Raw genomic sequence first — 21142 nt, 5'->3', positions numbered from 1 at the left:
CCGGATGAGCGAACGAACTCGTAGGCCGGATAAGGCGTAAGCCGCCATCCGGCAGATAAATCGTTATGGTTAAGCGGGTTTACGGCGGCCGTAGACCAGCCAGGTCACCAGCACGCAAACCACATAAAAAACAAAGAAGACCTTCATGGCCCCGACCGGCGAGCCGGTCATCGCCAGCGAGGTGCCGAAGGCTTTTGGAATAAAGAAGCCACCGATGGCGCCGATCGCCGAGATAAAGCCCAGCGCGGCAGCGGTATCGGTCACCGCCTCGTGCTGCGCTTCTTCATCGCTGCCGCCGCGCTGCTTTACGCTGTCGATGGTGAGCTGGCGGAAGATGACGGCGATCATCTGGAAGGTGGAGCCGCTTCCCAGACCGGCGGTTAAAAAGAGCCCCATAAACACCACGTAGAAAGCGAGAAAGCTGCCGGAGCCGCTGCCTGGCAGGGTCAGAAACAGCAGGCCGGTAAACAGCGCCATCAGGACGAAGTTGACCAGCGTCACCCGCACGCCGCCCAGACGGTCGGAGATGATCCCGCCGAACGACCGCGCCAGCGCGCCGATGAACGGCCCAAAGAAGGCGAGTTTGAGGATATCGACTGCGGGAAACTGGGTTTTCGCCAGCATGGCAAAGCCGGCGGAAAAGCCGATAAACGAGCCGAAGGTCGCCAGATAGAGCAGGCTTAACAGCCACATATGCGGTCGCTTGAGTACGGGAAGCTGATCGCGAATCGAGGCCTTTGAACCGGCGATATCGTTCATGCCGAACCAGGCGGCGACGGTGGCGAGCAGCAGCAGCGGTACCCAGACGAGCGCCGCATTACTCAGGGTGATTGTCGAACCATCGGGCTGGGTGACGCCATGGACGCCGAGGAAGGTGAAGAGCGGCAGGAAGATCACCGCCGGGGCGACCATCTGCATCACACTGACGCCGAGATTGCCAAGGCCGCCATTGACCCCCAGCGCGCTGCCCTGTTTGGCTTTGGGAAAAAAGAAACTGATATTTCCCATGCTGGAAGCAAAATTCGCGCCGGCAAAACCGCATAGCAGTGCAATAACAATAAATACCCAGAACGGAGTAGTAATATACTGGATCGCCACCCCTAACCAAATACAAGGCACAATCAGGATCACGGTACTTAATACGGTCCAGTAGCGCCCTCCCAAAAGGGGTACCATAAAGGAGTAGGGCACCCGTAATATCGCGCCGGAAAGTGAAGGGAGGGCGGTTAATAAAAAAAGCTGGTCGGTAGTGAAATGAAAACCGACCTTATTGAGATTGACCGCCACGGCGCTGAATAACATCCATACGCAGAAAGCAAGCAGTAAGCAGGTTACTGATATCCATAGATTTCTTCTCGCGATGGCTTGACCTTTATTTTCCCAGAATGCCTTGTTTTCAGGCCGCCAATTCTTCAAAAGGTAATGATTATCTTTCTCATTATGTACCGACATATTGCCCTCTACTTGCCCGGAAAGGAGTAAATAAATAAGGTCAACTGCTGAATACAAGGGGATGGTGAATAACGCTTAATCTGCGTTATCTATGAAGCGTAGATAAAAAAAACGTGCTGACAGAGAGCACGTGGTAAGCGTAGCGGAATTAATTGTTACTAAATGTAAAGATGGCTAAAATAACTCCAGCGTAATCATCTTATTCAAATAACGGCTAAACGCCGCCTCATCCAGGGCCTGGGTACCAAGGGCATAAATCCCGTCGAGGCCGCACACCAGGGCGATAAAACGCCAGGCGATATCCGCCGCAGGCTCAGCCGATCGAAATTCGCCGCAGGCGAGGCCCTGCTCGATGATGGCGACGGTCTCTTCATGCCACATGGTCATCGTCAGCAGGTAGGCCGCTTTGATATCCGGGTCGCTGTCGGCCAGCACCTGGCCTTCGCGCCACAGGCGGATATAGGGCTCCAGCCGGCCATCTTCGCTGCCGATCATCGAGAATAACCGCTCGCGCCAGCTGGCGTCTTCGGCCACCAGCGGCATATCGAGCATCTCGCGGATCAGACGGATGAAAACCTGCGATTTCAGCTCGCCGATGGAGGCGAAGTGGTGGTGTAGTTGCCCGGCGGCCACCTGCGCTTCGCGGGCGATCTGCCGCACGGTCATGGCGGCAAAGCCGCCGCGCAGCGCCAGGCGCATGGCGGCCTGCATAATCCCTTCCCGTCGTGCATCCCGCTGTAAATAGTGCATAGAACCCCGCTGTCATCTGGCTTTGGCCGAGTGTAACAAAAAGTTGGACATGCGTTCAACAATCCGGCAGGATCGCCATCCTGGACGTGTGTCCAATTTCCAACATTGAGGTACAAGCTATGTCACGGCAATGGATGACGCTGATGGCGATTTTGCTGGTTTATATTCCGGTGGCGATTGACGCCACGGTATTGCATGTGGCCGCGCCGACGCTCAGCGTCGCGCTGGGTAGCAGCGGCAATGAGCTGCTGTGGATTATTGATATCTACTCCTTAGTCATGGCCGGTATGGTGCTGCCGATGGGCGCCCTCGGCGATAAAATCGGCTTCAAGCGCCTGCTGCTGCTCGGCAGCGCCATTTTTGGCGTCGCCTCGCTGTGCGCCGCGCTGTCGCCGACGGCCCTGACGCTGATTGCCTCACGCGCTTTGCTGGCGGTGGGGGCGGCGATGATCGTCCCGGCGACGCTGGCTGGGATCCGCAGCACCTTTGCCGAGGCCAGCCAGCGCAATATGGCGCTGGGTCTGTGGGCGGCGGTGGGCTCCGGCGGCGCGGCTTTTGGCCCGCTGGTGGGCGGCATGCTGCTGGAGCATTTCTACTGGGGGTCGGTATTCCTGATCAACGTACCGATCGTGCTGGTGGTTATCGCCATTAATGCGAAGGTGGTGCCGCGCCAGCCTGCGCGCCGCGAACAACCGCTCAATCTGCTGCAGGCGCTTATTTTGATTGCGTCGATCCTGATGCTGGTGTTTAGCGCGAAATCGGCGCTGAAGGGCCAGCTGGCGCTGTGGCTCACCGCACTGGTGGCGATCGGCGGGGCGGCGATGCTCACCTGGTTTATCCGCAAGCAGCTGTCGGCGACCCGCCCGATGGTGGATATGCGGCTGTTCACCCATCGTATTATTTTAAGCGGGGTGATGATGGCGATGACGGCCCTGATTACCTTGGTCGGTTTTGAGCTGCTGATGGCTCAGGAGCTGCAGTTTGTGCATCAGAAAACGCCGTTCGAGGCGGGGATGTTTATGCTGCCGGTGATGGTCGCCAGCGGCTTCAGCGGCCCGATTGCCGGCCTGCTGGTGTCGCGGCTTGGGCTGCGCGAGGTGGCGACCGGCGGGATGTTGCTCAGCGCCTTCAGCTTTTTGGGCCTCGCGCTGACCGATTTCAGCAGTCAGCCGTGGCAGGCGTGGGGGCTGATGACGCTGCTGGGCTTCAGCGTCGCCAGCGCGCTGCTGGCCTCCAGCTCCGCGATTATGGCGGCGGCGCCGAAGGAGAAAGCGGCGGCGGCCGGGGCCATCGAAACCATGGCCTATGAACTTGGCGCCGGTCTTGGCATTGCGCTGTTTGGCCTGATCCTGACCCGCAGTTACAGCGCCACCATTGTGCTACCGTCCGGGCTGAGTGAGTCCATGGCGCAGCAGGCGTCGTCGTCAATCGGCGAGGCGGTCAGCCTGACGCAGGCGCTGCCCGCCGGGATGGCTGAGGCGCTGATGGCGGCGGCGAAGGCGGCCTTTACCCAGGCTCACAGCCTGGTGCTGGCGACGGCGGGCGTACTGCTTCTGCTGCTGGCCGCCGGCATCTGGCGCAGCCTGGCGAGCGTGGCGAAACCGCAGTCAACGCTATAGCTGTAGCGACAGGTCCATCGCCGCGCGTCGAAGCGGGGCGAGGGCCTTCTCTTTTAACGCCGCGGCGCTGGTCGTCGCGGCGGGGACCCCGACATTCAGGGCGGCCACCACCTGGCCATGGCGTGACAGCACGGGCACCGCCAGCGAACACAACCCCACCTCAATCTGCCGGTCGGCGAGAGCATAGCCCTGCATGCGCACCCGGGCGATCTCCGCGCGTAGCCCGGGCATATCGCACAGGGTATGCGGGGTGTAGCGGATTAACGCTGCTCGTGACAGTGTCACTTCAAGCTGTTCCTCCGGCAGTGCGCTCAGCAATACCCGTCCCATAGAGGTCGCCCATGCTGGCAGGCGACTGCCGCGCCCCAGGTCGATGCTCAGTAAATTATTGACCGCCGCGCGGGCGATATAGAGCACGTTGTCGCCGTCCAGCGTCGCCGCTGAGCAGGATTCGCCGAGCGCTTTGCCAAGGCTATCCAGCGCCGTCTGCGCGACTTTCGCCAGCGGCGTGCCGGCCAGATAGGCGTGGCCGACGGCCAGCACCCGGGGCAGCAGTTCATAGCTGCGGCCATCCGGACTGTGCACCATGCCCAGCGCGGCGAGGGTATACAGGCAACGGCGTACCGCCGCGCGGGAGATTTGGGTTTTCTGGCTCAACTGAGAAATGGTCAGCCGCTGGCGCTGGGGAGTAAAAGCATTGAGCACCTCCAGCCCGCGGGCGAGTGACAGCATAAAATTGGGGTCGTGCTCGGCCTGCCTGGCGCTCAAGGTGGTGGGGGTATGGTCACGCATTGATTCCCTCTCCGTTGCAATGCAAAGCTCACGGGGCATCACTATACCGTGCGCAAACTGCACCGTCCTGAATTGTGCCGGTTTTACCACCGCGATCACATTATTAACTGCCTTTTAACAAACGTGCCGATAATCGCACAACATTTCGATTATCGCCGTTGACCAGCCGCCAGGCTGAACCCTATTGTCAATGGCACACACCTCCCCGTTATGGATGTGGGTACAAAAAGTTATACATCTCATCAGGAACCGAAAATGACCGCCACCGTAGAACGTATTGAGAGCTGGATAGTGGATGTCCCGACCATCCGGCCACACAAGTTATCGATGACCACCATGGGCTGCCAGACGCTGGTGATCGTGCGGCTTACCCGCTCCGACGGCATCTGCGGCATCGGCGAAGCCACCACCATTGGTGGTTTGAGCTATGGCGTCGAGAGCCCGGAGGCTATCTCGTCGGCGATAACCCATTATCTGACGCCGCTGTTGAAAGGGCTGCCGGCCGATAACCTGCATGCGCTGACGGCGCGTATGAACAGCGCCATTAGAGGCAATACTTTCGCAAAGTCTGCCATTGAAACCGCACTCCTTGATGCCCAGGGCAAAGCTTTAGGGCTACCGGTATCGGCGCTGCTCGGCGGCGCGCTGCAAACGTCGTTGCCGGTGCTGTGGACGTTAGCCAGCGGCGATACCGCGAAAGATATCGCCGAAGGGGAAACACTGTTAGCCGAGCGCCGTCATCAGGCGTTCAAGCTGAAAATTGGCGCACGGGAATTAGCCACCGACCTGCGTCATACCCGGGCCATTGTGGAAGCCTTAGGCGATCGCGCCAGCATTCGCGTTGACGTTAATCAGGCCTGGGACGCCGCGACCGGCGCGAAGGGCTGTCGCGAGCTGGCGGCGATGGGCGTCGATCTTATCGAACAGCCGGTCAGCGCCCACGACAATGCTGCACTGGTGCGCCTGAGCCAGCATATTGAAACTGCGATCCTCGCGGATGAAGCGGTCGCGACCGCTTACGATGGTTACCAACTGGCGCAACAGGGATTTACCGGCGCTTATGCCCTGAAAATCGCCAAAGCCGGGGGACCGAACAGCGTGCTGGCGCTGGCCCGCGTCGCCCAGGCGGCGGGGGTTGGCCTGTATGGCGGCACCATGCTGGAAGGGACCGTCGGTACCGTCGCGTCGCTGCACGCCTGGTCGACGCTGCCGCTGCAGTGGGGCACTGAGATGTTCGGCCCGCTGCTCCTCAAAGACGATATTGTCAGCGTGCCACTCACCTTTGCCGATGGTCAGGTAGCGCTCCCGCAGACGCCAGGGCTCGGCGTGGAGCTGGATGAAGACAAGCTGCGCTTCTATTCCCGTAAAGCATAACAGGAGTAAATAATGCTATTTAAAGTGGAGATGACCGTTAATATTCCGCTCGGTTTTCCTGCCGCCGAAGCGGATGAAATTAAACAACGCGAGAAAGCCTATTCGCAGCAATTACAACGTGAAGGCAAATGGCGACATATCTGGCGCGTCGCCGGTCTTTACGCCAATGTCAGCATTTTCGATGTTCGAGATGCCGAAGAGTTACATCAAATTTTAATGGGATTGCCGCTGTATCCCTTTATGGATATTCGCGTCGAGGCGCTGTGCCGTCATCCCTCGTCTGTTCGTGAAGACGATAGCTAATAATAATAACATCTGACCTCATGCCGGGAACACCCGGCAAATATCCTACAACGATAAGAGAGAATAATTATGAGTAATGCTTTCGTACAACAAGAAGCCGTGCAGAAATTATTACGTGAAGGCGCGGGGTTAAATGTCCCTGGCGGTAATGAACGTTTTAAAGCCATCGTCCACCGTTTGCTGGAGAATATCTGCACGCTGATCGATGACTATAACGTCACAGAAGAAGAGTTCTGGCACGCGGTGAACTATCTGCACGAGCTGGGTGGGCGTCAGGAAGCGGCGCTGCTGGCGGCCGGGCTGGGACTGGAGCATTTCCTCGACCTGCGTCAGGACGCCATTGATGCGGCGGCGCGCCGGGAAACCGGTACCCCGCGCACCATCGAAGGGCCGCTGTATGTGGCCAATGCGCCGCTGGCCGACAGCCACGCCCGGATGGATGATGGCACTGATGCCGGGGAAGTAATGTGGCTGCATGGTCAGGTTAAAGATAATCAGGGCCAGCCGATCGCTAACGCCATTGTTGATATCTGGCACGCCAATACCCTCGGTAATTACTCGTTTTTCGATCAAAGTCAGAGCGACTACAACCTCCGTCGCCGGATCCGCACTGGCGCCGATGGCCGCTACAGCGTGCGCAGCATCATGCCTTCCGGCTACGGCTGCCCGCCGGATGGTCCGACGCAGAAGTTGCTGGATCAGTTAGGCCGCCACGGCAACCGTCCGGCGCACATTCACTTCTTCGTCTCCGCCCCGGGCCATAAGCATCTGACCAGCCAGATTAACCTCAGCGGCGATAAATATCTGTGGGATGATTTTGCCTTTGCTACCCGCGACGGTCTGATTGCCGACCCGGTAAAAGTGACCGACCGCGAGACCATCGCGCAGCGCGATCTTGAGGGAGAGCACACCGAGGTCTGTTTTGATTTCACCCTGTGTAAAGCCCTGAACGCCGACGAAGAGCACCGCGGCACCCGCCTGCGCGCCAAAGAGTAACCGGCATTATCGGCCCCGGGCACGCCGCTGCCCGGGCCAGACATTGCACCCGAAAACGACAAATTCACCCTGTTTCTTTCATCCTGAATCCTGCAGGAGGAGTTAACTCATGCAAAAAACGCTATCAGCGCTTAAAGACAAAATTAACAAAGCGTTAATTGTCGACCGTGAAAATCATATTTACCGTTGCCACCGCTCTATATTTACCGATCAGCAGTTATTTGATTTTGAAATGAAACATATCTTCGAAGGTAATTGGGTGTTTCTCGCCCATGAAAGCCAGATTGCCGAGCCGGGAGATTATTATACTCTGACGCTGGGACGGCAGCCGGTTATTATTACTCGCGATAAAAAGAATGAATTGCATGCATTAATTAATAGCTGTGCCCACCGCGGCGCCATGTTATGTCGACGCAAAACCGGGAATAAAAATTCGTTTACCTGTCCGTTCCACGGCTGGACCTTCAGCAATAACGGCAAATTATTAAAAGCCAAAGATGAGAGCACCGGCGCCTATCCTGACACCTTCAAACATGAAGGGTCTCACGATCTGCAAAAATTGCCGCGTTTTCAGTCTTACCGCGGTTTCTTATTCGGTAGCCTCAATGCGGACGTGCAGCCGCTGGAGGCCTATCTCGGCGAAACCCGCAAAATCATCGATCTGATCGTCGATCAGGCGCCGGAAGGACTGGAAGTGCTGAAGGGCTCGTCGAGCTACGTTTACGAAGGCAACTGGAAGCTGGGCGCGGAGAACGGCGCCGATGGTTATCACGTCAGCGTGGTGCACTGGAATTACGCCTCAACCATGTCACGCCGCAACTATGAAGCGGAAGGGACGCATGCGGTTGACGCCAACGGCTGGTCAAAGAGCGTCGGCGGCGGCTACGGATTTGACAACGGCCATATGTTGCTGTGGACCCGCGCGTTGAACCCGGAAGTGCGCCCGGTCTATGCCCACCGCGACCGTCTGCAGGCGGAGTTCGGTGAACTGCGCGCCGACCAGATGGTCAATGAAACCCGCAACCTGTGCCTGTATCCCAACGTCTACCTGATGGATCAGTTTTCTACCCAGATCCGCGTAATTCGCCCGATTGCGGTCGATAAAACCGAAGTCACCATCTGGTGTTTTGCGCCGAAAGGGGAATCAGACCAGGCCCGGGCGTTACGCATCCGCCAGTACGAAGATTTCTTTAACGTCAGCGGAATGGGGACGCCGGACGATCTGGAAGAGTTCAGCGCCTGCCAGCGCGGCTATCTTGGCGAAAATCTGGCATGGAGCGACCTCAGCCGCGGCGCGCTACGTTGGGTCGACGGCCCGGATGAACACGCCAGGCACGCGGGTTTTACGCCGCGGCTAAGCGGGGTGAAATCGGAAGATGAGGCGCTGTATATTGCCCATCATCACCACTGGCAAACGGTCATGCTGGCGGCGCTGGAACAGGAACAGCAGCGCTACAACCAGTCCATTACCCAGCGCGTGGAGGTGGCCTGATGCTGAATCTCGAACAAGTTCGTCAGTTTCTCTATTACGAAGCCCGCCTGTTGGATGACCGTCAGTGGGATGAGTGGCTGAGTTGTTACAGCCCGCAGGTGGTCTACTGGATGCCGGCATGGGGCGACGATGACCAGCTGACGCGCGACCCGCAAAAAGAGATTTCACTTATCTACTACCCCAACCGTGAAGGACTGGAGGATCGTGTCTATCGCATTAAAACCGAACGTTCCGGCGCCAGCACGCCGGAGCCGCGTACCACGCACATTATCAGCAATGTCGAGCTGATGGGCGAGAGCGATGAGGGGCTTGCGGTGCGCTACAACTGGGTCACCTGGAGCCATCGCTATCAACACACGGATGCCTATTTCGGCTCTACCTGCTGCACGCTAATTGAGCAGGACGGCAGGCCGCAGATCGTTCGTAAAACGGTACGCCTGAATAACGACTATATCCGTCAGGTTATCGACGTTTACCACATTTAAGAGGCGCTTATGACTTTTAATATTGCTCTTAATTTTGAGGACGGCATTACGCGATTTATTCAATGCAATGCCGGGGAGAAGGTGCTGGATGCGGCCTATCGCCAGAAGGTAAACCTGCCGATGGACTGTTCGGACGGCGTTTGCGGTACCTGCAAATGCCATTGCGCCAGCGGTGAATACGATCTGGGTGAAGATTATCTCGACGAGGCGTTAAGCGACGACGAAGCGCAGAATCGCCAGGTGCTGACCTGCCAGATGGTCCCGACCAGCGACTGTGTGATCGACGTGCCGGTGGCCGCCGCCCAGTGCAAAACCGCGCTGACCAACACCGGGGCGCAGGTGCGGCAGGTGAATTGTCTGTCCGATACCGCCATCGAACTGGTGGTCGCCCTGGATGAGCCGCTGGCTTTTCTGCCGGGACAGTACATTAACATTCAGGTACCGGGCACGCCTCATGTGCGCGCCTACTCATTTAGCTCGCTGCCGGGTTCTCTTGAAGGGCGCTTTCTTATTCGTAACGTGCCTGGCGGCATGATGAGCCAGTGGTTAACCCAGCAGGCGCGGCCCGACGATCGTCTGACCCTCAGCGGCCCCATGGGCAGCTTCTATTTGCGCAGCGGCGAACGCCCGCTGCTCATGCTGGCGGGCGGCACCGGGCTGGCGCCGCTGCTGTCCATGTTACACACCCTGCAAACACAGGGCAGTCAGCGCCCGGTAACGCTACTGTACGGCGTGACCCGCGATTGCGATCTGGTGAAAACCGACGCGCTGGATGCGTTTAACCAACAACTGACGGGATATCGCTGGCTGCCGGTGGTGGCGGATGAAAACAGTACCTGCCCGCAGCGCGGTTTTGTCACCGACCATCTCGATGACGCGATGCTGAATAACGGCGACGTTGACATCTATCTTTGCGGACCGCCGCCGATGGTCAACGCGGTCGCCACGGCGCTGCGCGACAGAGGAATTTCCCCGGCAGGCTTCTGGTATGAAAAATTTATCGCCAGCCAGAGCGCGGCGGCATAAGGAGGCAGTATGCGTTTTACCGATAAAGTCGTCGCTATCACCGGCGCGGCGCAGGGGATTGGCCGCCAGACCGCGGAGCAGGCGGCAGCCGAAGGCGCTGCTCTGTTGCTGATTGACCGCTCGCCTTACGTACACGAACTGGCTGCCGTACTAGCCCTGGCCGGAAGTCAGGTACTGGCGCTGGAGGCTGACCTTGAGCAGTGGCAGAGTACCGAGCAGGCGTTTGCCGCTGGGATCGCGCATTTTGGCCGCCTCGATGTGTTAATCAATAACGTCGGGGGGACTATCTGGGCGCGACCTTTCGCTGAATATCAGCCAGAACAAATTGAGAAAGAGATCCGCCGCTCGCTGTTCCCCACCTTGTGGGGCTGCCGCGCGGCGCTCCCCGGGATGCTGAAGCAGGGGAAAGGCAGCATCGTCAATATCTCGTCGGTGGCGACGGCGGGGGTGAACCGGGTGCCTTATTCGGCGGCGAAAGGCGGCGTTAACGCGCTGACCCGGTCGATTGCCATGGAGTACAGCGGCAGCGGTATTCGGATTAACGCCGTCGCGCCTGGCGGGACGGAGGCGCCGCCACGTCTGACGCCGCGCAACGATGAGCAGCCGAGCGAGCAGGAAACGGCGTGGTATCAGCAGGTGGTCGATCAGACGGTAGCGAGCAGTCTGCTGCACCGGTACGGCACGCTGGCGGAACAGGCGAATGCGATCCTGTTTCTCGCCAGCGATGAGGCCAGCTATATCACCGGCGTGACGCTACCGGTAGCGGGCGGCGATCTCGGCTAGCGGCGGGTGGCGTACCAGCAGAGCAGGGAGCCGAGACACACCATCCCGGCCCCCTGCCAGAAAGACCACGACAGTGTAGCGCTAAGCAGGACAGCCGCCAGCGCGGAAGAGAGTACCGGCGTGAAGTACGAGGCCGCCGCCAGCAGGCTGACGTTGCCGTGCAGGATCCCGACGTTCCACGCCGCGTAGGCCAGCCCCAGCGCCACAGAGACCGTCATCAGCTTAATGACTACCGGCCAGCTAAACAGCATCGGCGGCTGGTCGCTGGCGAGAAATTTCAGCCATAGCGTCAGGGCGGTTAACAGGACAAAGAGGGTAATGCCATTTTTACCTTTGGCGTACTTCGCGGTCACCGTGCAGTACGCCGCCCAGATAAACGCCCCGACAAATGCCAGAATGTAGCTCAGCGGGCTGGACACCACGTTATTGATGATTTCCTCGGGGTTGAGCCCGTGCTCGCCGCCAAGTACCCAGCTCACGCCGAACAGCGCCAGCAATAAGCCGGGGATCACCAGCCAGCTGCTTTTCTGGCCATTAAAGAGAATGGCGAACAAAATCGTCAGGCTGGGCCACAGGTAATTGACCATCCCCACTTCAATGGCCTGCTGGCGAGTGGCGGCGAACCCCAGCGACAGGGCGAGGCAGATTTCATAGCTGACAAACAGCACGCTGCCAGCCAGCAGATAGCGGCGCGGGATCTGGTGCAGGTTGGGAAAGCCAACGGTAAAAATGAGCAGCAGGCCGCTGAGGCTATAAATCATCGCCGCGCCGCCAACCGGGCCTAACCCTTCGCTGACGCCGCGAATCAATCCGACCATCGTGCTCCATAAGATAATGGCGGCGAAGCCGATTGATGTCGCTCTCTTTTTTTGCATATTTAACCTGATAGTGACGCAAACGCAGCCGGAATTTATAACATCTTTTGCCGGTCGATGGTCGATATTTCCCGCCGGCGTTAACTCTTTGGTATTAGTCAAACTCGTCGCCGCTGACTATTAAGGGGGCGAGCGTTTTCGACCTTGATTTGACGCAAATAAAACAAAGGTATTGCTGTTAGTTTCCTCCGCGCGATGAATCAACATCCTGCATGGAGGAATGCAATGGACGTCAGCCGCAGAAAGTTCTTTAAGATCTGCGCAGGCGGTATGGCCGGAACCACAGCCGCCGCCCTGGGCTTTGCCCCTAAAATGGCGCTGGCTCAGGCACGCAATTTCAAATTGCTGCGTGCGAAAGAGATCCGCAACACCTGCACTTACTGCTCCGTGGGCTGTGGGCTATTAATGTATAGCCTCGGCGACGGCGCGAAAAACGCCAAAGATGCGATTTACCATATTGAAGGGGACCCGGACCATCCGGTGAGCCGCGGCGCGCTGTGCCCGAAAGGCGCAGGCCTGCTGGACTATGTCCTGTGGAGAACTAAAAGATTTGATACATCCGGGAACATGAGGAATTAAGCGGAAACTCGCGGGATTACTGGACTCGGCACAAAATTGGATTTGATACCGATTTGTAGAAAATGAAGCCGATCGGCAAAACATTTGATACTGCTAAGTATTGGACTTTAAAACCATAAAACCATCGTTCAAAATCAATTCTAACATATTCCTCAAAAAAACAGGCCGGCTAAATGTGGCTGGCATGGACCGCGATAAATGAAGATAAGCACCACATTAACTGGCCTTCTTGCTGGAACTGGATGGGCTGGGCTTGGTCACACCTTCACTACTTTCAGGTGCCTCTTTTTTCATTTGCATATTTAACCGGATCAGGCGCTCTTTCTCCTCGTTGGTTAAATCGTACCAGGTCGAGTTAACATCATTGATATTATTAAACATTTTTATTACACCTTGAGCGCCAAAGGTTACAAAAATATTAATCAACTTGACCTTATCATTGATGTTGAGGGCATCAAAGATAGCTCCCCACGTTAGTGACAGTGCATCTTCTGGTTTAGTGAAGTGCTTTGAAAAATCTTCATTAAATCCCTCCTTCGAGCTGATTGAGAGCTTTGTGGATTCTGTTGCGTCCAGAGTTTTGAAGTTATCTCCTTTCATACCTGTCCCCCAATCGCTCTCCCCGGTTGCTAGCCAACCAATCGATACGCCTTCATACGCTGAGATTCTTATGACTACATCTAGACCAGGTGTTGCTCCCTTAGCGAAATAATTATTTAAAGTAGAATACGGAAGCCCCCAGTCAATGGATGCCTGTCGCATGGATCTCCCTTTGAAGAGATACTTCAGCCTATCCTGAATGCTTTCTTTCGCGTTGCAATCAAAAGAAAAACTGTTTTCTTTTATGTTTGGCATTTTCTATTCCAATTAACTGTATGTTTTTAAATGAATTATCTATATGTAGCCCACACAAAACCTACATAGAGAAAAGAAAGGTTGATATTTTCTTTTTGTAGATCAATACTTACTCCAACAGATAACCCCGGCGGATTATTCCGGCGGATAACTTTTAAGAGTAAACGAACTATGGAAAGAAATGAAGTGCGTGACTGGCATCGCATTGACATTGTCGCCGAGCTTCACAAGCGTGGCGTGACAATGCGCAGCCTTTCCACCAGTGCGGGGTTAAGTCCCGACACACTGAAAAATGCGCTGGCTCGTTCATATCCTAAAGGTGAGCGCATCATCGCGAATGCTCTCAATCTGGAGCCGTCATCCATCTGGCCCAGCCGCTACAGCAAGGACTTGTGATCATGTTTGCCACGGTGAATGAATTAGTGGGCCTGCCAGGTTTGCCGGGAACGCCACAGGGCATCAGAGCCATGATGGGCAAACTGGTCAAAGACAACCAGGTTCTGTTGCGTAAGCGTCAGGGAAGCAAGGCGTTTGAATATCACATCGACAGCCTTCCCGCAGTTACCCAGAAAGCACTGCGTGACCGTCAGGTTAAAGAGCTGATGAAGATTCAGGATGCCGCGTTGCCTGCCCCTGAGCATTCCGCTGTGACGGAAAAGAGTGATACCCGGTTATCGCTTTACCGTGCTCACCCTGTGCTGATGGAACAAAAGCTCACCGGCTTAACTGCCGACCAGCAAAAGATTGCTGATGCCCGTATTGCGCTGGTATCGGAAGTCCTGAAACTGGGTGAAATACCCGGATTCAGCTGCGCGAAAGCCATCAGGGAAATCGTCAGACAGTCCCGCAGTGGCGAGTTACCTGAGCATCTGGCCGTACAGGTGACGTTGGCCAATGCCAAAAAAGGTTCATCCCGCACCCTGAGCGAGATCTCCCTCAAGCGCTGGATGGCGGATTTCAAAAAAGCCAGAACGTCGACTGAGCGTCTGGTACTCCTTGCGCCGGGTAAGCGTCAGCGTGTGGAGCCGGAGGAAATTGCGTGGCTGCCTGATTTTCTGGCGTATTACCGTAATCCCAATGGTGTGACGATGGCTGAGGCATATGAGGATTTTATTAAGGGCTGGTATACGCGATATGCAGATCAGCCGGAGATGCTTTTCTCTGCCCCGACCTATAACACGGTTCGCTACGCGATGGATAAGCTGCCGGAAGTGGTGAAACAACATCGCCGGATCACCGGTAGCGAAGCCCGACAGATTGAGGGTTTTGTGCGCCGTGACTGGCTGAGTATGCCGGTGAACTACGTCTGGATCGGGGATGGTCACGGCATGAAGATGAAGGTTGCCTCTCCTGAGCATGGTAACCCTATCACACCAGAGGTGACATTCATTATGGACGGGAGCTGCCGGTATATTGTGGGCTGGAGTCTGGCGCTATCAGAGAGCGTTATCGCAGTTGCCGACGCCCTGCGTCACGGCATTAAAAATAACGGCGTGCCTTATATCTATTATTCCGATAACGGCGGCGGTGAGACCAATAGTACGCTTGACGCTAATATCACCGGTATCTTACCGCGCCTTGGTGTTGACCACCGTCTGGGTATTCCTGAGAACCCACAGGGGCGCGGCATCATTGAGATCCTCAACAAAACGCTGGGGATGCGTATCTCCCGGCAATTTGCCACTTACTACGGAACTGGCGCGGATAAAAGCACCACGCGTAAGGTATCAAAATCCCTTATTGCCGCGCTGAACGCGGTGGATAAAGGGCGCGAACTGACAGCTAAGCAGGAGCAGACCCTTCGCGATTTCCCGTCATGGAATGAGCTTATTGGGGAGATTGAAGCCGGGGTTCACTGGTATAACAACCGCGCCCACGATTCACTGCCGTTGAAAGCTAATGGCGAGCATTTCACGCCAGCGCAGTTTCGTAAGTACAAGCTGGAAAAAGAAAAAACAGAGATTGAATGGCTCTCCGATATTGAGCTTCGTCATATGTTTATGCCGGAGGTTGAGTGCTCGGTCAGACGTTGTGAAATTCGACTTTTCAATAACCTGTATTACTCCGAAGCACTTCGCGAGGAGCATGGCCGCAAAGTGCGTGTCAGCTACGACATTCACGATGCAACGAAGATCGTCGTTCGTCGGATGGATGGTTCGCTGATATGTGAAGCCATATGGGACGGCAACAAGAAAGCGGCATTCCCTGTCACTGCGGAATACTGGCAGAAACAGAAACGTATCAAAGGTATGCGCGAACGTGGCGAGAAGAAGGTCCGTCTGGCCGAGGCCGAGAATGTACTCACTCTCTCCGAACCAGCAGGGCCGGACTGGCTAAACAGCAATGTATATCGCCCCAGCCAGCCCGCCCCCGCGATGAAGGTCGTACCTGAAGAAGAGGAATATACGGAGGACGAATATCTGAATAACTCGCTGGATATGCTGGAATCAAATAAACGTAAAAACTCGATTTAATACCGTTTAAATACCCTTCAAATAATGGAGTGAATTATGTCTGAGGTGAATATTTCCGATATTCGCGAGGTTCTGCGCAACCTCGTCGATGGTACCCGTTTTACTTTTGCTCAGGTTGCCCGTGAAACCGGCCTCTCAACCGGCGTTGTCAGTGGCTTCATGAATAACAAATATGCCGGTGATAACGACCGCGTCGAGAAAGCCCTGCAACGCTGGGTCGATAAACAAAACTCTGCCGCCGAGCTGCCGGAGCCGCCGCGCTTTATTGAGACTCCAACCGTTAAACAGATCTGGACGGCTTTCCGCTATGCGCACCTGACGGAGTGCATCGGCGTGGTTTGCGGTAATCCCGGCGTCGGCAAGTCAGAATCAGCGCGTGAATACCGCCGCAGTAACGATAACGTCTGGATGATAACGATCACCCCGTCCTGCGCCAGTGTACTGGAGTGCCTGACCGAACTGGCCTACGAGCTGGGGATGAATGATGCGCCGCGCCGTAAGGGGCCGCTGGCCCGCGCATTGCGCCGCCGTCTCGATGGCACTCAGGGCCTTGTTATCATTGACGAAGCGGACCATCTGGGTGCTGAAACGCTCGAAGAGCTGCGCCTGCTGCAGGAAGCCACCCGCGTCGGGCTGGTGCTGATGGGTAACCATCGCGTCTACAGCAATATGACCGGCGGCAACCGTACCGTTGAGTTCGCCCGTCTGTTCTCCCGTATCGCCAAGCGCGTCGCCATTAACAAAACCAAAAAGGCCGATGTGGCCGCGATTGCCGATGCCTGGCATATCACCGGCGAAAAAGAGCGCGATTTGCTCCAGCAGATCGCACAGAAGCCCGGCGCTCTGCGTATCCTCAGCCACTCACTGAGGCTGGCGGCGATGACGGCCCACGGTGCCGGTGACGCTGTCAGCGAAAGCTACATCCGCAAGGCACTGCGCGATCTGGATCTGGACGTAGATGTTTCAACCTTACTAAGGGGTTAACACCATGATTACTGAACGTATTGCTGAACATGTTGGAATGGCCACCGCTGCGCAGGCATGGCTGCAGGCGCGCGGTAGTCGTGTTACGGAGATGCGGGTGTGGATGCGCCGCCCGTGTCTGGAAATCACCTGTCCGCCAACTGAGCTGGTGAACAGGGCTAATCATCTGATTGAACGCTGCCCCACCGGGACCCGTTCCGTGTGGATGGCCACCCTTGAAGGCTGTCATGTTATCTGGAGGTAGGTATGGAAAAGCGCCGTATGTGGACTAAGCAGGAAATTCAGTTCGTTCGTGAAAATGCCGGAAAGCTGACGTCACAGCAGATTGCCGACAGGCTTAACCGCACCCGTCAGGCTATTCAGTCTCAGGCTAACCGCTGGGGCCTGTCGGTTCTTGTTCAACCAGCAGACGCACATGATGCTTATCTTTGTCGCGAACTTTATAAAGAGGGTCTGACCATTCCGGTTATTGCTGAAAAGATGGAATTAAGTCGTCGGGTTGTTTCGAATATTGTTTTTTCAGAATGCTATTAATTCAGTGAGGCTTTGATGAATACTTTAAATACCATCCCGGAAGGTTACCGGATTAACGCTCAGGGGCATTTAGTTCCTGAATCTCAGATTAAACCACTGGATAAACTGCGTGATGAAATGGTGCTCGGCATCGTTGAGGCGGCTCGTCTGCAGCGTCAGTCGCTGGTCGAGTTCAAGCTCGGCTCTATGGCGAAAATCGGTGACTTTATCGACCTTTCAGCAGCGGAGTACGGCGTGGAGTATGGCGGAGCCAAAGGCAATGTCACACTGGCCAGCTTTGATGGCCGTTATAAGCTGGTTCGCGCCGTAGGCGAACATCGCATCTTTGATGAGCGCATTCAAGCAGCGAAAAAGCTGATTGATGACTGTATTCATGAATGGTCTGCCGGGGCTAATGAAAAGATTATGGCAATGGTCGATCATGCCTTTCGGGTCAACAAACAGGGCCGGATTGATATCAATCAGGTTCTGGGGCTACGCTCACTGAATATTGACGATACCAAATGGAATGAAGCGATGGACGCCGTCGCGGACGCGATTCAGGTGACGGGAACCAGTCAGTACCTGCGTTTATATGAGCGTCAGGATGATGGCACTTATAAGCAGATATCGCTGGATTTAGCCAAGCTCTGAATATTCGTTAATTAATTTTATTTAATTTCCGGCGTTAGCGCCGTGGGGTTGCTCACGCCGAAAATCAGTAGGGACATATTATGAATCCGAAAACAAAAGGTATTTTTGAGGCTGCTTTCGCCAAATGGGGATTTGAATCTCAGGTGCTGGTTCTTTCTGAAGAAGCCAGCGAATTATCAGCTGCCTGCTCACGTTTTCTTAACCACAAAACGGACAGCAGCAAAGTGGCCGAAGAAGCGGCAGACGTCGAGATCATGATTGAGCAACTGCGCCATAACGGGATGGCCCCCATGATAGACAATGAAAAAAATCGCAAGATGGCGCGTCTGGCTCAGGTTGTTGGTGTTGAGTCACAACCTTTCAGCCCCTTTGGTCCGTCCGTTCTGGGGCTGCTGGAGGAAGCGACAGAGCAGATGGGGCTGGCAGAAACCCTCTATCGCGACACCAGAACCAGCAATCGTTATGCCGCCGCCCGAGCCCGTATGGCCGTCAGTCTGCTGATGCAGGCTGCTCAGAAGATGATACGCGAGCAGCAGTATGCCGAACGTATGCAGGCGGAGGTTAAATCTCATGGCTAAAGTAACCACCCTCGAAATGCTGAATCAGCGCTGGAGAGAGCAGCGCGTTGCCACGCATAGACGAGCATTCAGCGCGGCTGGTAATTTATCAGAAGACCGTTGGGCGCAGGTGTTCAATGCCCATAAGCGCCGAGTTCTCCGCCGCAAGGGATTGCGTAATCGTGCTGTATGGGTTGCATCCAGACTCAATGATATTCAGGTCTGGTCTGCACTTATTGGAGGTAACCGGAAGCATATTGGATTACCTCCGCAGATTTATCGTGTCACCGGTAATGGTGGAAAGGTGGAGGTGATATAAATGATTGCAACAATCGGCACATTTCTGTTCTGGGTGGTCGTCATCGCCGGAGGGGCTACTGCTGTGATTTGCGCGTTTATAGGTTTTATGGTCCTCATCAACTACAGGCGGTAACCAATGACTCGCTCAAACGCAATCCAGATTATCCATATCGCCAAAGGCCAGCTGGCGCTTGATGATAACACTTACCGCTCCCTGCTGGGGGCGGTAGTTCCCGGCAAGTCGAGCTGCCGCGAGATGACCATCGTCGAGCTGCAGGGCGTCATTCAGGCGCTGGAGGCTAAGGGATTCAAAAGCAAACCTCAGCGCCGCTCTAAGCGCCGCATGTCTGCCCCGTCAGATGTGAGTCTGAAAATCCGCGCAATATGGAAAACGATGTATAAAGAGGGTTTTATCCGGGATGGTAGCGATGTTGCTCTCGACCGTTTTGTCCAGCGCCAGACCCGTACCCGTAATGGTGGTGCTGGCGTCTCCAGCCTGGAATGGTTGCGCGGTGATGCCGAAGCGAATTTCCTTGAGAGCCTGAAACAATGGCACATCCGGGCAATGAGAGAGACTATGTTAGCGCACCGCATCCGACTCCCTGAAAACCCGGTCACCGGCGAAGAAAGCCGGGACTATGACACAATCTGCAGCGGCTACGCTGACGCAGCCAGAAGGTGGACAAAATGAATGACGATCTCTTTGGTGACGTGCAGGACGACAGCATTCTGGACCACCTCAACGATGAGATGGAAAGCTCCCGCTTTCCGTCGTTGTTGGCAGAACTGAATGCTTTATTGCGTAAGGAGCTTGAGCGCTTTGGCTATGACCCGCGCCATTCCATTGAACTGGTCGCGGCCATCAGCAGTAAGATCGGCGGAATGCAGGTTTACTTTCCACGCGGTCAGGTGCTGGAGCAGCTCGTCAGGGATATGCGTATCTGGCGTGATTTTCAGGGCAATAACATCCCGGATCTGGTTGAGCGCTACCAGGTGACCTACAAAACAGTGTATAAAGCTATCAAGCGAATGCGACGGCTTGAACAGCGAAAGTATCAACTGGACTTATTTGGCAAGGACTGACATATGAAATTCTCTGACGTCTTAATTCTTGGGGTTATTTTGGGTGGCGGATACACATACTTTTTTTCGAAAGATAAAACTCCCACTATAAATGAAAAACTCATTAGCCAATTTGATAAACATGATGTTATCAACAGTAACGAGTGGGGGAAAGGCAACGTTATTGATGGAGTTCAGATCTATTCTGTCCGCAAAGATTACTCAGTATTCCAGAGTATCTGGAGCTTAGGGAGGGATGAGGCTGGCGTGATGGTTTTAACTGAAGGAAAGGAGCCAAAAATTGAGGCTGCCTTCGCTTTAAGTCAGTGTAATCAACTGGCAAGTGCGGTAATAGACACCAAAGCCTCTGCTACTTCTGATGCCGTATTTTCTGTTTTTCAAAAAGCGCTAAGCGCTGAAAAAGATGATAAAGGAGTATTGCGTGCTACTGGCGACGTTGCTGGAAAATCATATGATGTATCTGCTCGTGTTATCAATTCGGTGTTAACATTTTCCTGTGGAATAAAAACAACATAATTAACTTCATTAAATGAAGCCGGTAAATCCGGCTTTTTTTATGCCTGCCACAAAATGAGAAGGAATCCAGATTAACCTTCTTCCTTGTAAAGGTGCAGGCATGACAACATCATTTTCCCCCGCGTTTTTACACGCACTCTCGTTCATTCGTGCCCGCGAAGGTGGTTATGTTGATGACCCCACAGACAAAGGCGGCGAAACCAAATACGGCATATCCGACAGGCGCGATGGACTTGCCGATGGCAAAACCGACGTCGATGGCGACGGCAAACCCGATACCCGAATTAAGGACCTGACCGAAGAACAGGCCGGGCAGATTTATTTCCGCGATTACTGGTATCCGGCTTATTGCACTGAGTGGCCAGACGGTATCTCACTCTTTGTCTTTGATTCCTCCGTGCAGCATGGTGCTAAAAAAGCGATCCAGCTCCTGCAGGATGCCGTGGGCGTCACCGCTGATGGCATTGTCGGGCCCAAAACCACCAAAGCAGTTATCGGTGCCGATGCCGAATGGCTGCTGACCCGCTGTTTTCTGCGCCGTTCCCGCTATTACGCCGAGATCATCAAAGCCAATTCTTCGCAGGGCAAATACCTCAATGGCTGGTTTAACCGTCTCGATGAGCTGGCGAACGCCTGTCAGGAGGTCATCGGTGGTCAGGTCTCGGTCCCCCGGAGCTGAG

The 21142-nt window shown here is 55.2% G+C and carries 25 protein-coding genes and 1 pseudogene; 21 read left to right on the top strand and 5 right to left on the bottom strand.

Going from position 1 to position 21142, the window contains the following annotated elements; all coding sequences use genetic code 11:
* Positions 1-69: 69 nt before the first annotated feature.
* Together HMPREF3096_RS12355 and HMPREF3096_RS12350 are read right to left on the bottom strand one after the other, a co-directional pair.
* On the bottom strand, positions 70-1452 hold the full coding sequence (locus HMPREF3096_RS12355) for a NarK family nitrate/nitrite MFS transporter (RefSeq protein ID WP_016161149.1): 1383 nt from the start codon (positions 1450-1452) through the stop codon (positions 70-72).
* Positions 1453-1626: 174 nt separating this feature from the next.
* On the bottom strand, positions 1627-2202 hold the full coding sequence (locus HMPREF3096_RS12350; RefSeq protein WP_070544478.1) for a TetR family transcriptional regulator: 576 nt from the start codon (positions 2200-2202) through the stop codon (positions 1627-1629).
* Positions 2203-2321: 119 nt separating this feature from the next.
* On the opposite strand from HMPREF3096_RS12350, the gene kmrA reads away from it, so the two are divergent.
* The gene (gene kmrA, locus HMPREF3096_RS12345; RefSeq protein WP_016161147.1) at positions 2322-3821 is read left to right on the top strand and encodes an efflux MFS transporter KmrA; all 1500 of its coding nucleotides are present in this window, start codon (positions 2322-2324) and stop codon (positions 3819-3821) included.
* On the opposite strand, the gene HMPREF3096_RS12340 is transcribed toward kmrA, so the two are convergent.
* Positions 3816-4652 carry an IclR family transcriptional regulator domain-containing protein gene (locus tag HMPREF3096_RS12340; protein WP_008804726.1) on the bottom strand — a complete coding sequence of 279 codons (837 nt, stop codon included), beginning with the start codon at positions 4650-4652 and terminating at the stop codon, positions 3816-3818. The genes kmrA and HMPREF3096_RS12340 overlap by 6 nt on opposite strands.
* A 171-nt stretch (positions 4653-4823) precedes the next feature.
* Between HMPREF3096_RS12340 and HMPREF3096_RS12335 the strand changes: the two genes are divergently transcribed.
* The 7 genes from HMPREF3096_RS12335 (at position 4824) to HMPREF3096_RS12305 (ending at position 11072) form a co-directional block, all read left to right on the top strand.
* A complete protein-coding gene (locus HMPREF3096_RS12335; protein ID WP_165451320.1) occupies positions 4824-5987 on the top strand; it encodes a muconate cycloisomerase family protein in 1164 nt (387 codons plus the stop codon).
* A 12-nt stretch (positions 5988-5999) separates the two neighbouring features.
* Positions 6000-6290, top strand: coding sequence for a muconolactone Delta-isomerase (gene catC, locus HMPREF3096_RS12330; protein ID WP_012968100.1), 291 nt, complete (start codon positions 6000-6002; stop codon positions 6288-6290).
* A gap of 69 nt (positions 6291-6359) precedes the next feature.
* Entirely contained in the window at positions 6360-7286 is a 927-nt protein-coding gene (gene catA / locus HMPREF3096_RS12325; RefSeq protein ID WP_012541594.1) for a catechol 1,2-dioxygenase, read from the top strand.
* 109 nt (positions 7287-7395) lie between these two features.
* Positions 7396-8778 (top strand): Rieske 2Fe-2S domain-containing protein, encoded by a 1383-nt coding sequence (locus HMPREF3096_RS12320; protein WP_023322700.1) that lies wholly within the window; start codon positions 7396-7398, stop codon positions 8776-8778.
* Positions 8778-9263 carry a benzoate 1,2-dioxygenase small subunit gene (benB, locus tag HMPREF3096_RS12315; protein WP_015366457.1) on the top strand — a complete coding sequence of 162 codons (486 nt, stop codon included), beginning with the start codon at positions 8778-8780 and terminating at the stop codon, positions 9261-9263. The genes HMPREF3096_RS12320 and benB overlap by 1 nt, the downstream gene beginning before the upstream one ends.
* Positions 9264-9272: 9 nt before the next feature.
* On the top strand, positions 9273-10289 hold the full coding sequence (benC, locus tag HMPREF3096_RS12310; protein ID WP_023322699.1) for a benzoate 1,2-dioxygenase electron transfer component BenC: 1017 nt from the start codon (positions 9273-9275) through the stop codon (positions 10287-10289).
* A 9-nt stretch (positions 10290-10298) separates the two neighbouring features.
* The gene (locus tag HMPREF3096_RS12305; protein WP_023322698.1) at positions 10299-11072 is read left to right on the top strand and encodes a 1,6-dihydroxycyclohexa-2,4-diene-1-carboxylate dehydrogenase; all 774 of its coding nucleotides are present in this window, start codon (positions 10299-10301) and stop codon (positions 11070-11072) included.
* Here HMPREF3096_RS12305 and yddG read toward each other — a convergent pair.
* Entirely contained in the window at positions 11069-11947 is an 879-nt protein-coding gene (yddG, locus tag HMPREF3096_RS12300) for an aromatic amino acid DMT transporter YddG (protein WP_023322697.1), read from the bottom strand. The genes HMPREF3096_RS12305 and yddG overlap by 4 nt on opposite strands.
* Before the next feature lie 225 nt (positions 11948-12172).
* On the opposite strand from yddG, the pseudogene HMPREF3096_RS12295 reads away from it, so the two are divergent.
* Positions 12173-12478: pseudogene (locus HMPREF3096_RS12295) on the top strand (formate dehydrogenase); the annotation flags it as partial.
* A 264-nt stretch (positions 12479-12742) separates the two neighbouring features.
* On the opposite strand, the gene HMPREF3096_RS12290 reads toward HMPREF3096_RS12295, so the two are convergent.
* Entirely contained in the window at positions 12743-13381 is a 639-nt protein-coding gene (locus HMPREF3096_RS12290; protein ID WP_023301752.1) for a helix-turn-helix domain-containing protein, read from the bottom strand.
* Between the two features lie 171 nt (positions 13382-13552).
* Between HMPREF3096_RS12290 and HMPREF3096_RS12285 the strand changes: the two genes are divergently transcribed.
* The 12 genes from HMPREF3096_RS12285 to HMPREF3096_RS12230 all read left to right on the top strand — a co-directional run bounded on the left by HMPREF3096_RS12285 (position 13553) and on the right by HMPREF3096_RS12230 (position 21141).
* Complete coding sequence (locus HMPREF3096_RS12285) at positions 13553-13777, top strand: helix-turn-helix domain-containing protein (protein ID WP_023301751.1); 225 nt, start codon at positions 13553-13555, stop codon at positions 13775-13777.
* 2 nt (positions 13778-13779) lie between these two features.
* On the top strand, positions 13780-15855 hold the full coding sequence (locus HMPREF3096_RS12280) for a Mu transposase C-terminal domain-containing protein (RefSeq protein WP_064182400.1): 2076 nt from the start codon (positions 13780-13782) through the stop codon (positions 15853-15855).
* 36 nt (positions 15856-15891) lie between these two features.
* On the top strand, positions 15892-16839 hold the full coding sequence (locus tag HMPREF3096_RS12275) for an AAA family ATPase (protein ID WP_023301749.1): 948 nt from the start codon (positions 15892-15894) through the stop codon (positions 16837-16839).
* 4 nt (positions 16840-16843) lie between these two features.
* The gene (locus HMPREF3096_RS12270; RefSeq protein WP_004114539.1) at positions 16844-17083 is read left to right on the top strand and encodes a hypothetical protein; all 240 of its coding nucleotides are present in this window, start codon (positions 16844-16846) and stop codon (positions 17081-17083) included.
* 2 nt (positions 17084-17085) lie between these two features.
* Positions 17086-17373 carry a helix-turn-helix domain-containing protein gene (locus HMPREF3096_RS12265; RefSeq protein WP_004114541.1) on the top strand — a complete coding sequence of 96 codons (288 nt, stop codon included), beginning with the start codon at positions 17086-17088 and terminating at the stop codon, positions 17371-17373.
* Between the two features lie 15 nt (positions 17374-17388).
* Complete coding sequence (locus HMPREF3096_RS12260) at positions 17389-18006, top strand: DUF3164 family protein (protein ID WP_064176652.1); 618 nt, start codon at positions 17389-17391, stop codon at positions 18004-18006.
* Positions 18007-18086: 80 nt separating this feature from the next.
* Positions 18087-18584, top strand: coding sequence for a nucleoside triphosphate pyrophosphohydrolase family protein (locus tag HMPREF3096_RS12255; RefSeq protein ID WP_070544476.1), 498 nt, complete (start codon positions 18087-18089; stop codon positions 18582-18584).
* The gene (locus tag HMPREF3096_RS12250) at positions 18577-18882 is read left to right on the top strand and encodes a hypothetical protein (protein WP_070544475.1); all 306 of its coding nucleotides are present in this window, start codon (positions 18577-18579) and stop codon (positions 18880-18882) included. Before HMPREF3096_RS12255 ends, HMPREF3096_RS12250 begins: the two co-directional genes overlap by 8 nt.
* A 117-nt stretch (positions 18883-18999) precedes the next feature.
* Positions 19000-19554 carry a gp16 family protein gene (locus HMPREF3096_RS12245; RefSeq protein WP_070544474.1) on the top strand — a complete coding sequence of 185 codons (555 nt, stop codon included), beginning with the start codon at positions 19000-19002 and terminating at the stop codon, positions 19552-19554.
* Positions 19551-19946: a Mor transcription activator family protein gene (locus tag HMPREF3096_RS12240; protein ID WP_064173996.1), complete on the top strand. Its 396-nt coding sequence runs from the start codon at positions 19551-19553 to the stop codon at positions 19944-19946. Before HMPREF3096_RS12245 ends, HMPREF3096_RS12240 begins: the two co-directional genes overlap by 4 nt.
* Positions 19947-19949: 3 nt before the next feature.
* Positions 19950-20462 (top strand): hypothetical protein, encoded by a 513-nt coding sequence (locus HMPREF3096_RS12235; RefSeq protein ID WP_064173995.1) that lies wholly within the window; start codon positions 19950-19952, stop codon positions 20460-20462.
* A gap of 100 nt (positions 20463-20562) precedes the next feature.
* Complete coding sequence (locus HMPREF3096_RS12230) at positions 20563-21141, top strand: glycoside hydrolase family 108 protein (RefSeq protein WP_070544473.1); 579 nt, start codon at positions 20563-20565, stop codon at positions 21139-21141.
* Position 21142 lies beyond the last annotated feature (1 nt).

Source organism: Klebsiella sp. HMSC25G12 (genome assembly GCF_001807705.1).
GTDB lineage: Bacteria > Pseudomonadota > Gammaproteobacteria > Enterobacterales > Enterobacteriaceae > Klebsiella > Klebsiella variicola.
The sequence above is the reverse complement of the archived record's forward strand: the minus strand, read 5'-3'. Positions and strand labels throughout refer to the sequence as shown.

Excerpts from the sequence above, each read along its gene's own strand:
- kmrA (WP_016161147.1), top strand. The coding sequence starts at position 2,322 with ATGTCACGGCAATGGATGACGCTGATGGCGATTTTGCTGGTTTATATT.
- catC (WP_012968100.1), top strand. The coding sequence starts at position 6,000 with ATGCTATTTAAAGTGGAGATGACCGTTAATATTCCGCTCGGTTTTCCT.
- HMPREF3096_RS12260 (WP_064176652.1), top strand. The coding sequence starts at position 17,389 with ATGAATACTTTAAATACCATCCCGGAAGGTTACCGGATTAACGCTCAG.
- HMPREF3096_RS12230 (WP_070544473.1), top strand. The coding sequence starts at position 20,563 with ATGACAACATCATTTTCCCCCGCGTTTTTACACGCACTCTCGTTCATT.
- HMPREF3096_RS12235 (WP_064173995.1), top strand. The coding sequence starts at position 19,950 with ATGAAATTCTCTGACGTCTTAATTCTTGGGGTTATTTTGGGTGGCGGA.
- HMPREF3096_RS12320 (WP_023322700.1), top strand. The coding sequence starts at position 7,396 with ATGCAAAAAACGCTATCAGCGCTTAAAGACAAAATTAACAAAGCGTTA.
- HMPREF3096_RS12245 (WP_070544474.1), top strand. The coding sequence starts at position 19,000 with ATGACTCGCTCAAACGCAATCCAGATTATCCATATCGCCAAAGGCCAG.
- HMPREF3096_RS12280 (WP_064182400.1), top strand. The coding sequence starts at position 13,780 with ATGTTTGCCACGGTGAATGAATTAGTGGGCCTGCCAGGTTTGCCGGGA.
- HMPREF3096_RS12275 (WP_023301749.1), top strand. The coding sequence starts at position 15,892 with ATGTCTGAGGTGAATATTTCCGATATTCGCGAGGTTCTGCGCAACCTC.
- benB (WP_015366457.1), top strand. The coding sequence starts at position 8,778 with ATGCTGAATCTCGAACAAGTTCGTCAGTTTCTCTATTACGAAGCCCGC.
- HMPREF3096_RS12250 (WP_070544475.1), top strand. The coding sequence starts at position 18,577 with ATGGCTAAAGTAACCACCCTCGAAATGCTGAATCAGCGCTGGAGAGAG.
- HMPREF3096_RS12355 (WP_016161149.1), bottom strand. The coding sequence starts at position 1,452 with ATGTCGGTACATAATGAGAAAGATAATCATTACCTTTTGAAGAATTGG.
- catA (WP_012541594.1), top strand. The coding sequence starts at position 6,360 with ATGAGTAATGCTTTCGTACAACAAGAAGCCGTGCAGAAATTATTACGT.
- HMPREF3096_RS12340 (WP_008804726.1), bottom strand. The coding sequence starts at position 4,652 with ATGCCCCGTGAGCTTTGCATTGCAACGGAGAGGGAATCAATGCGTGAC.
- HMPREF3096_RS12350 (WP_070544478.1), bottom strand. The coding sequence starts at position 2,202 with ATGCACTATTTACAGCGGGATGCACGACGGGAAGGGATTATGCAGGCC.
- HMPREF3096_RS12305 (WP_023322698.1), top strand. The coding sequence starts at position 10,299 with ATGCGTTTTACCGATAAAGTCGTCGCTATCACCGGCGCGGCGCAGGGG.
- HMPREF3096_RS12285 (WP_023301751.1), top strand. The coding sequence starts at position 13,553 with ATGGAAAGAAATGAAGTGCGTGACTGGCATCGCATTGACATTGTCGCC.
- benC (WP_023322699.1), top strand. The coding sequence starts at position 9,273 with ATGACTTTTAATATTGCTCTTAATTTTGAGGACGGCATTACGCGATTT.
- HMPREF3096_RS12240 (WP_064173996.1), top strand. The coding sequence starts at position 19,551 with ATGAATGACGATCTCTTTGGTGACGTGCAGGACGACAGCATTCTGGAC.
- HMPREF3096_RS12335 (WP_165451320.1), top strand. The coding sequence starts at position 4,824 with ATGGATGTGGGTACAAAAAGTTATACATCTCATCAGGAACCGAAAATG.
- HMPREF3096_RS12290 (WP_023301752.1), bottom strand. The coding sequence starts at position 13,381 with ATGCCAAACATAAAAGAAAACAGTTTTTCTTTTGATTGCAACGCGAAA.
- HMPREF3096_RS12270 (WP_004114539.1), top strand. The coding sequence starts at position 16,844 with ATGATTACTGAACGTATTGCTGAACATGTTGGAATGGCCACCGCTGCG.
- HMPREF3096_RS12265 (WP_004114541.1), top strand. The coding sequence starts at position 17,086 with ATGGAAAAGCGCCGTATGTGGACTAAGCAGGAAATTCAGTTCGTTCGT.
- yddG (WP_023322697.1), bottom strand. The coding sequence starts at position 11,947 with ATGCAAAAAAAGAGAGCGACATCAATCGGCTTCGCCGCCATTATCTTA.
- HMPREF3096_RS12255 (WP_070544476.1), top strand. The coding sequence starts at position 18,087 with ATGAATCCGAAAACAAAAGGTATTTTTGAGGCTGCTTTCGCCAAATGG.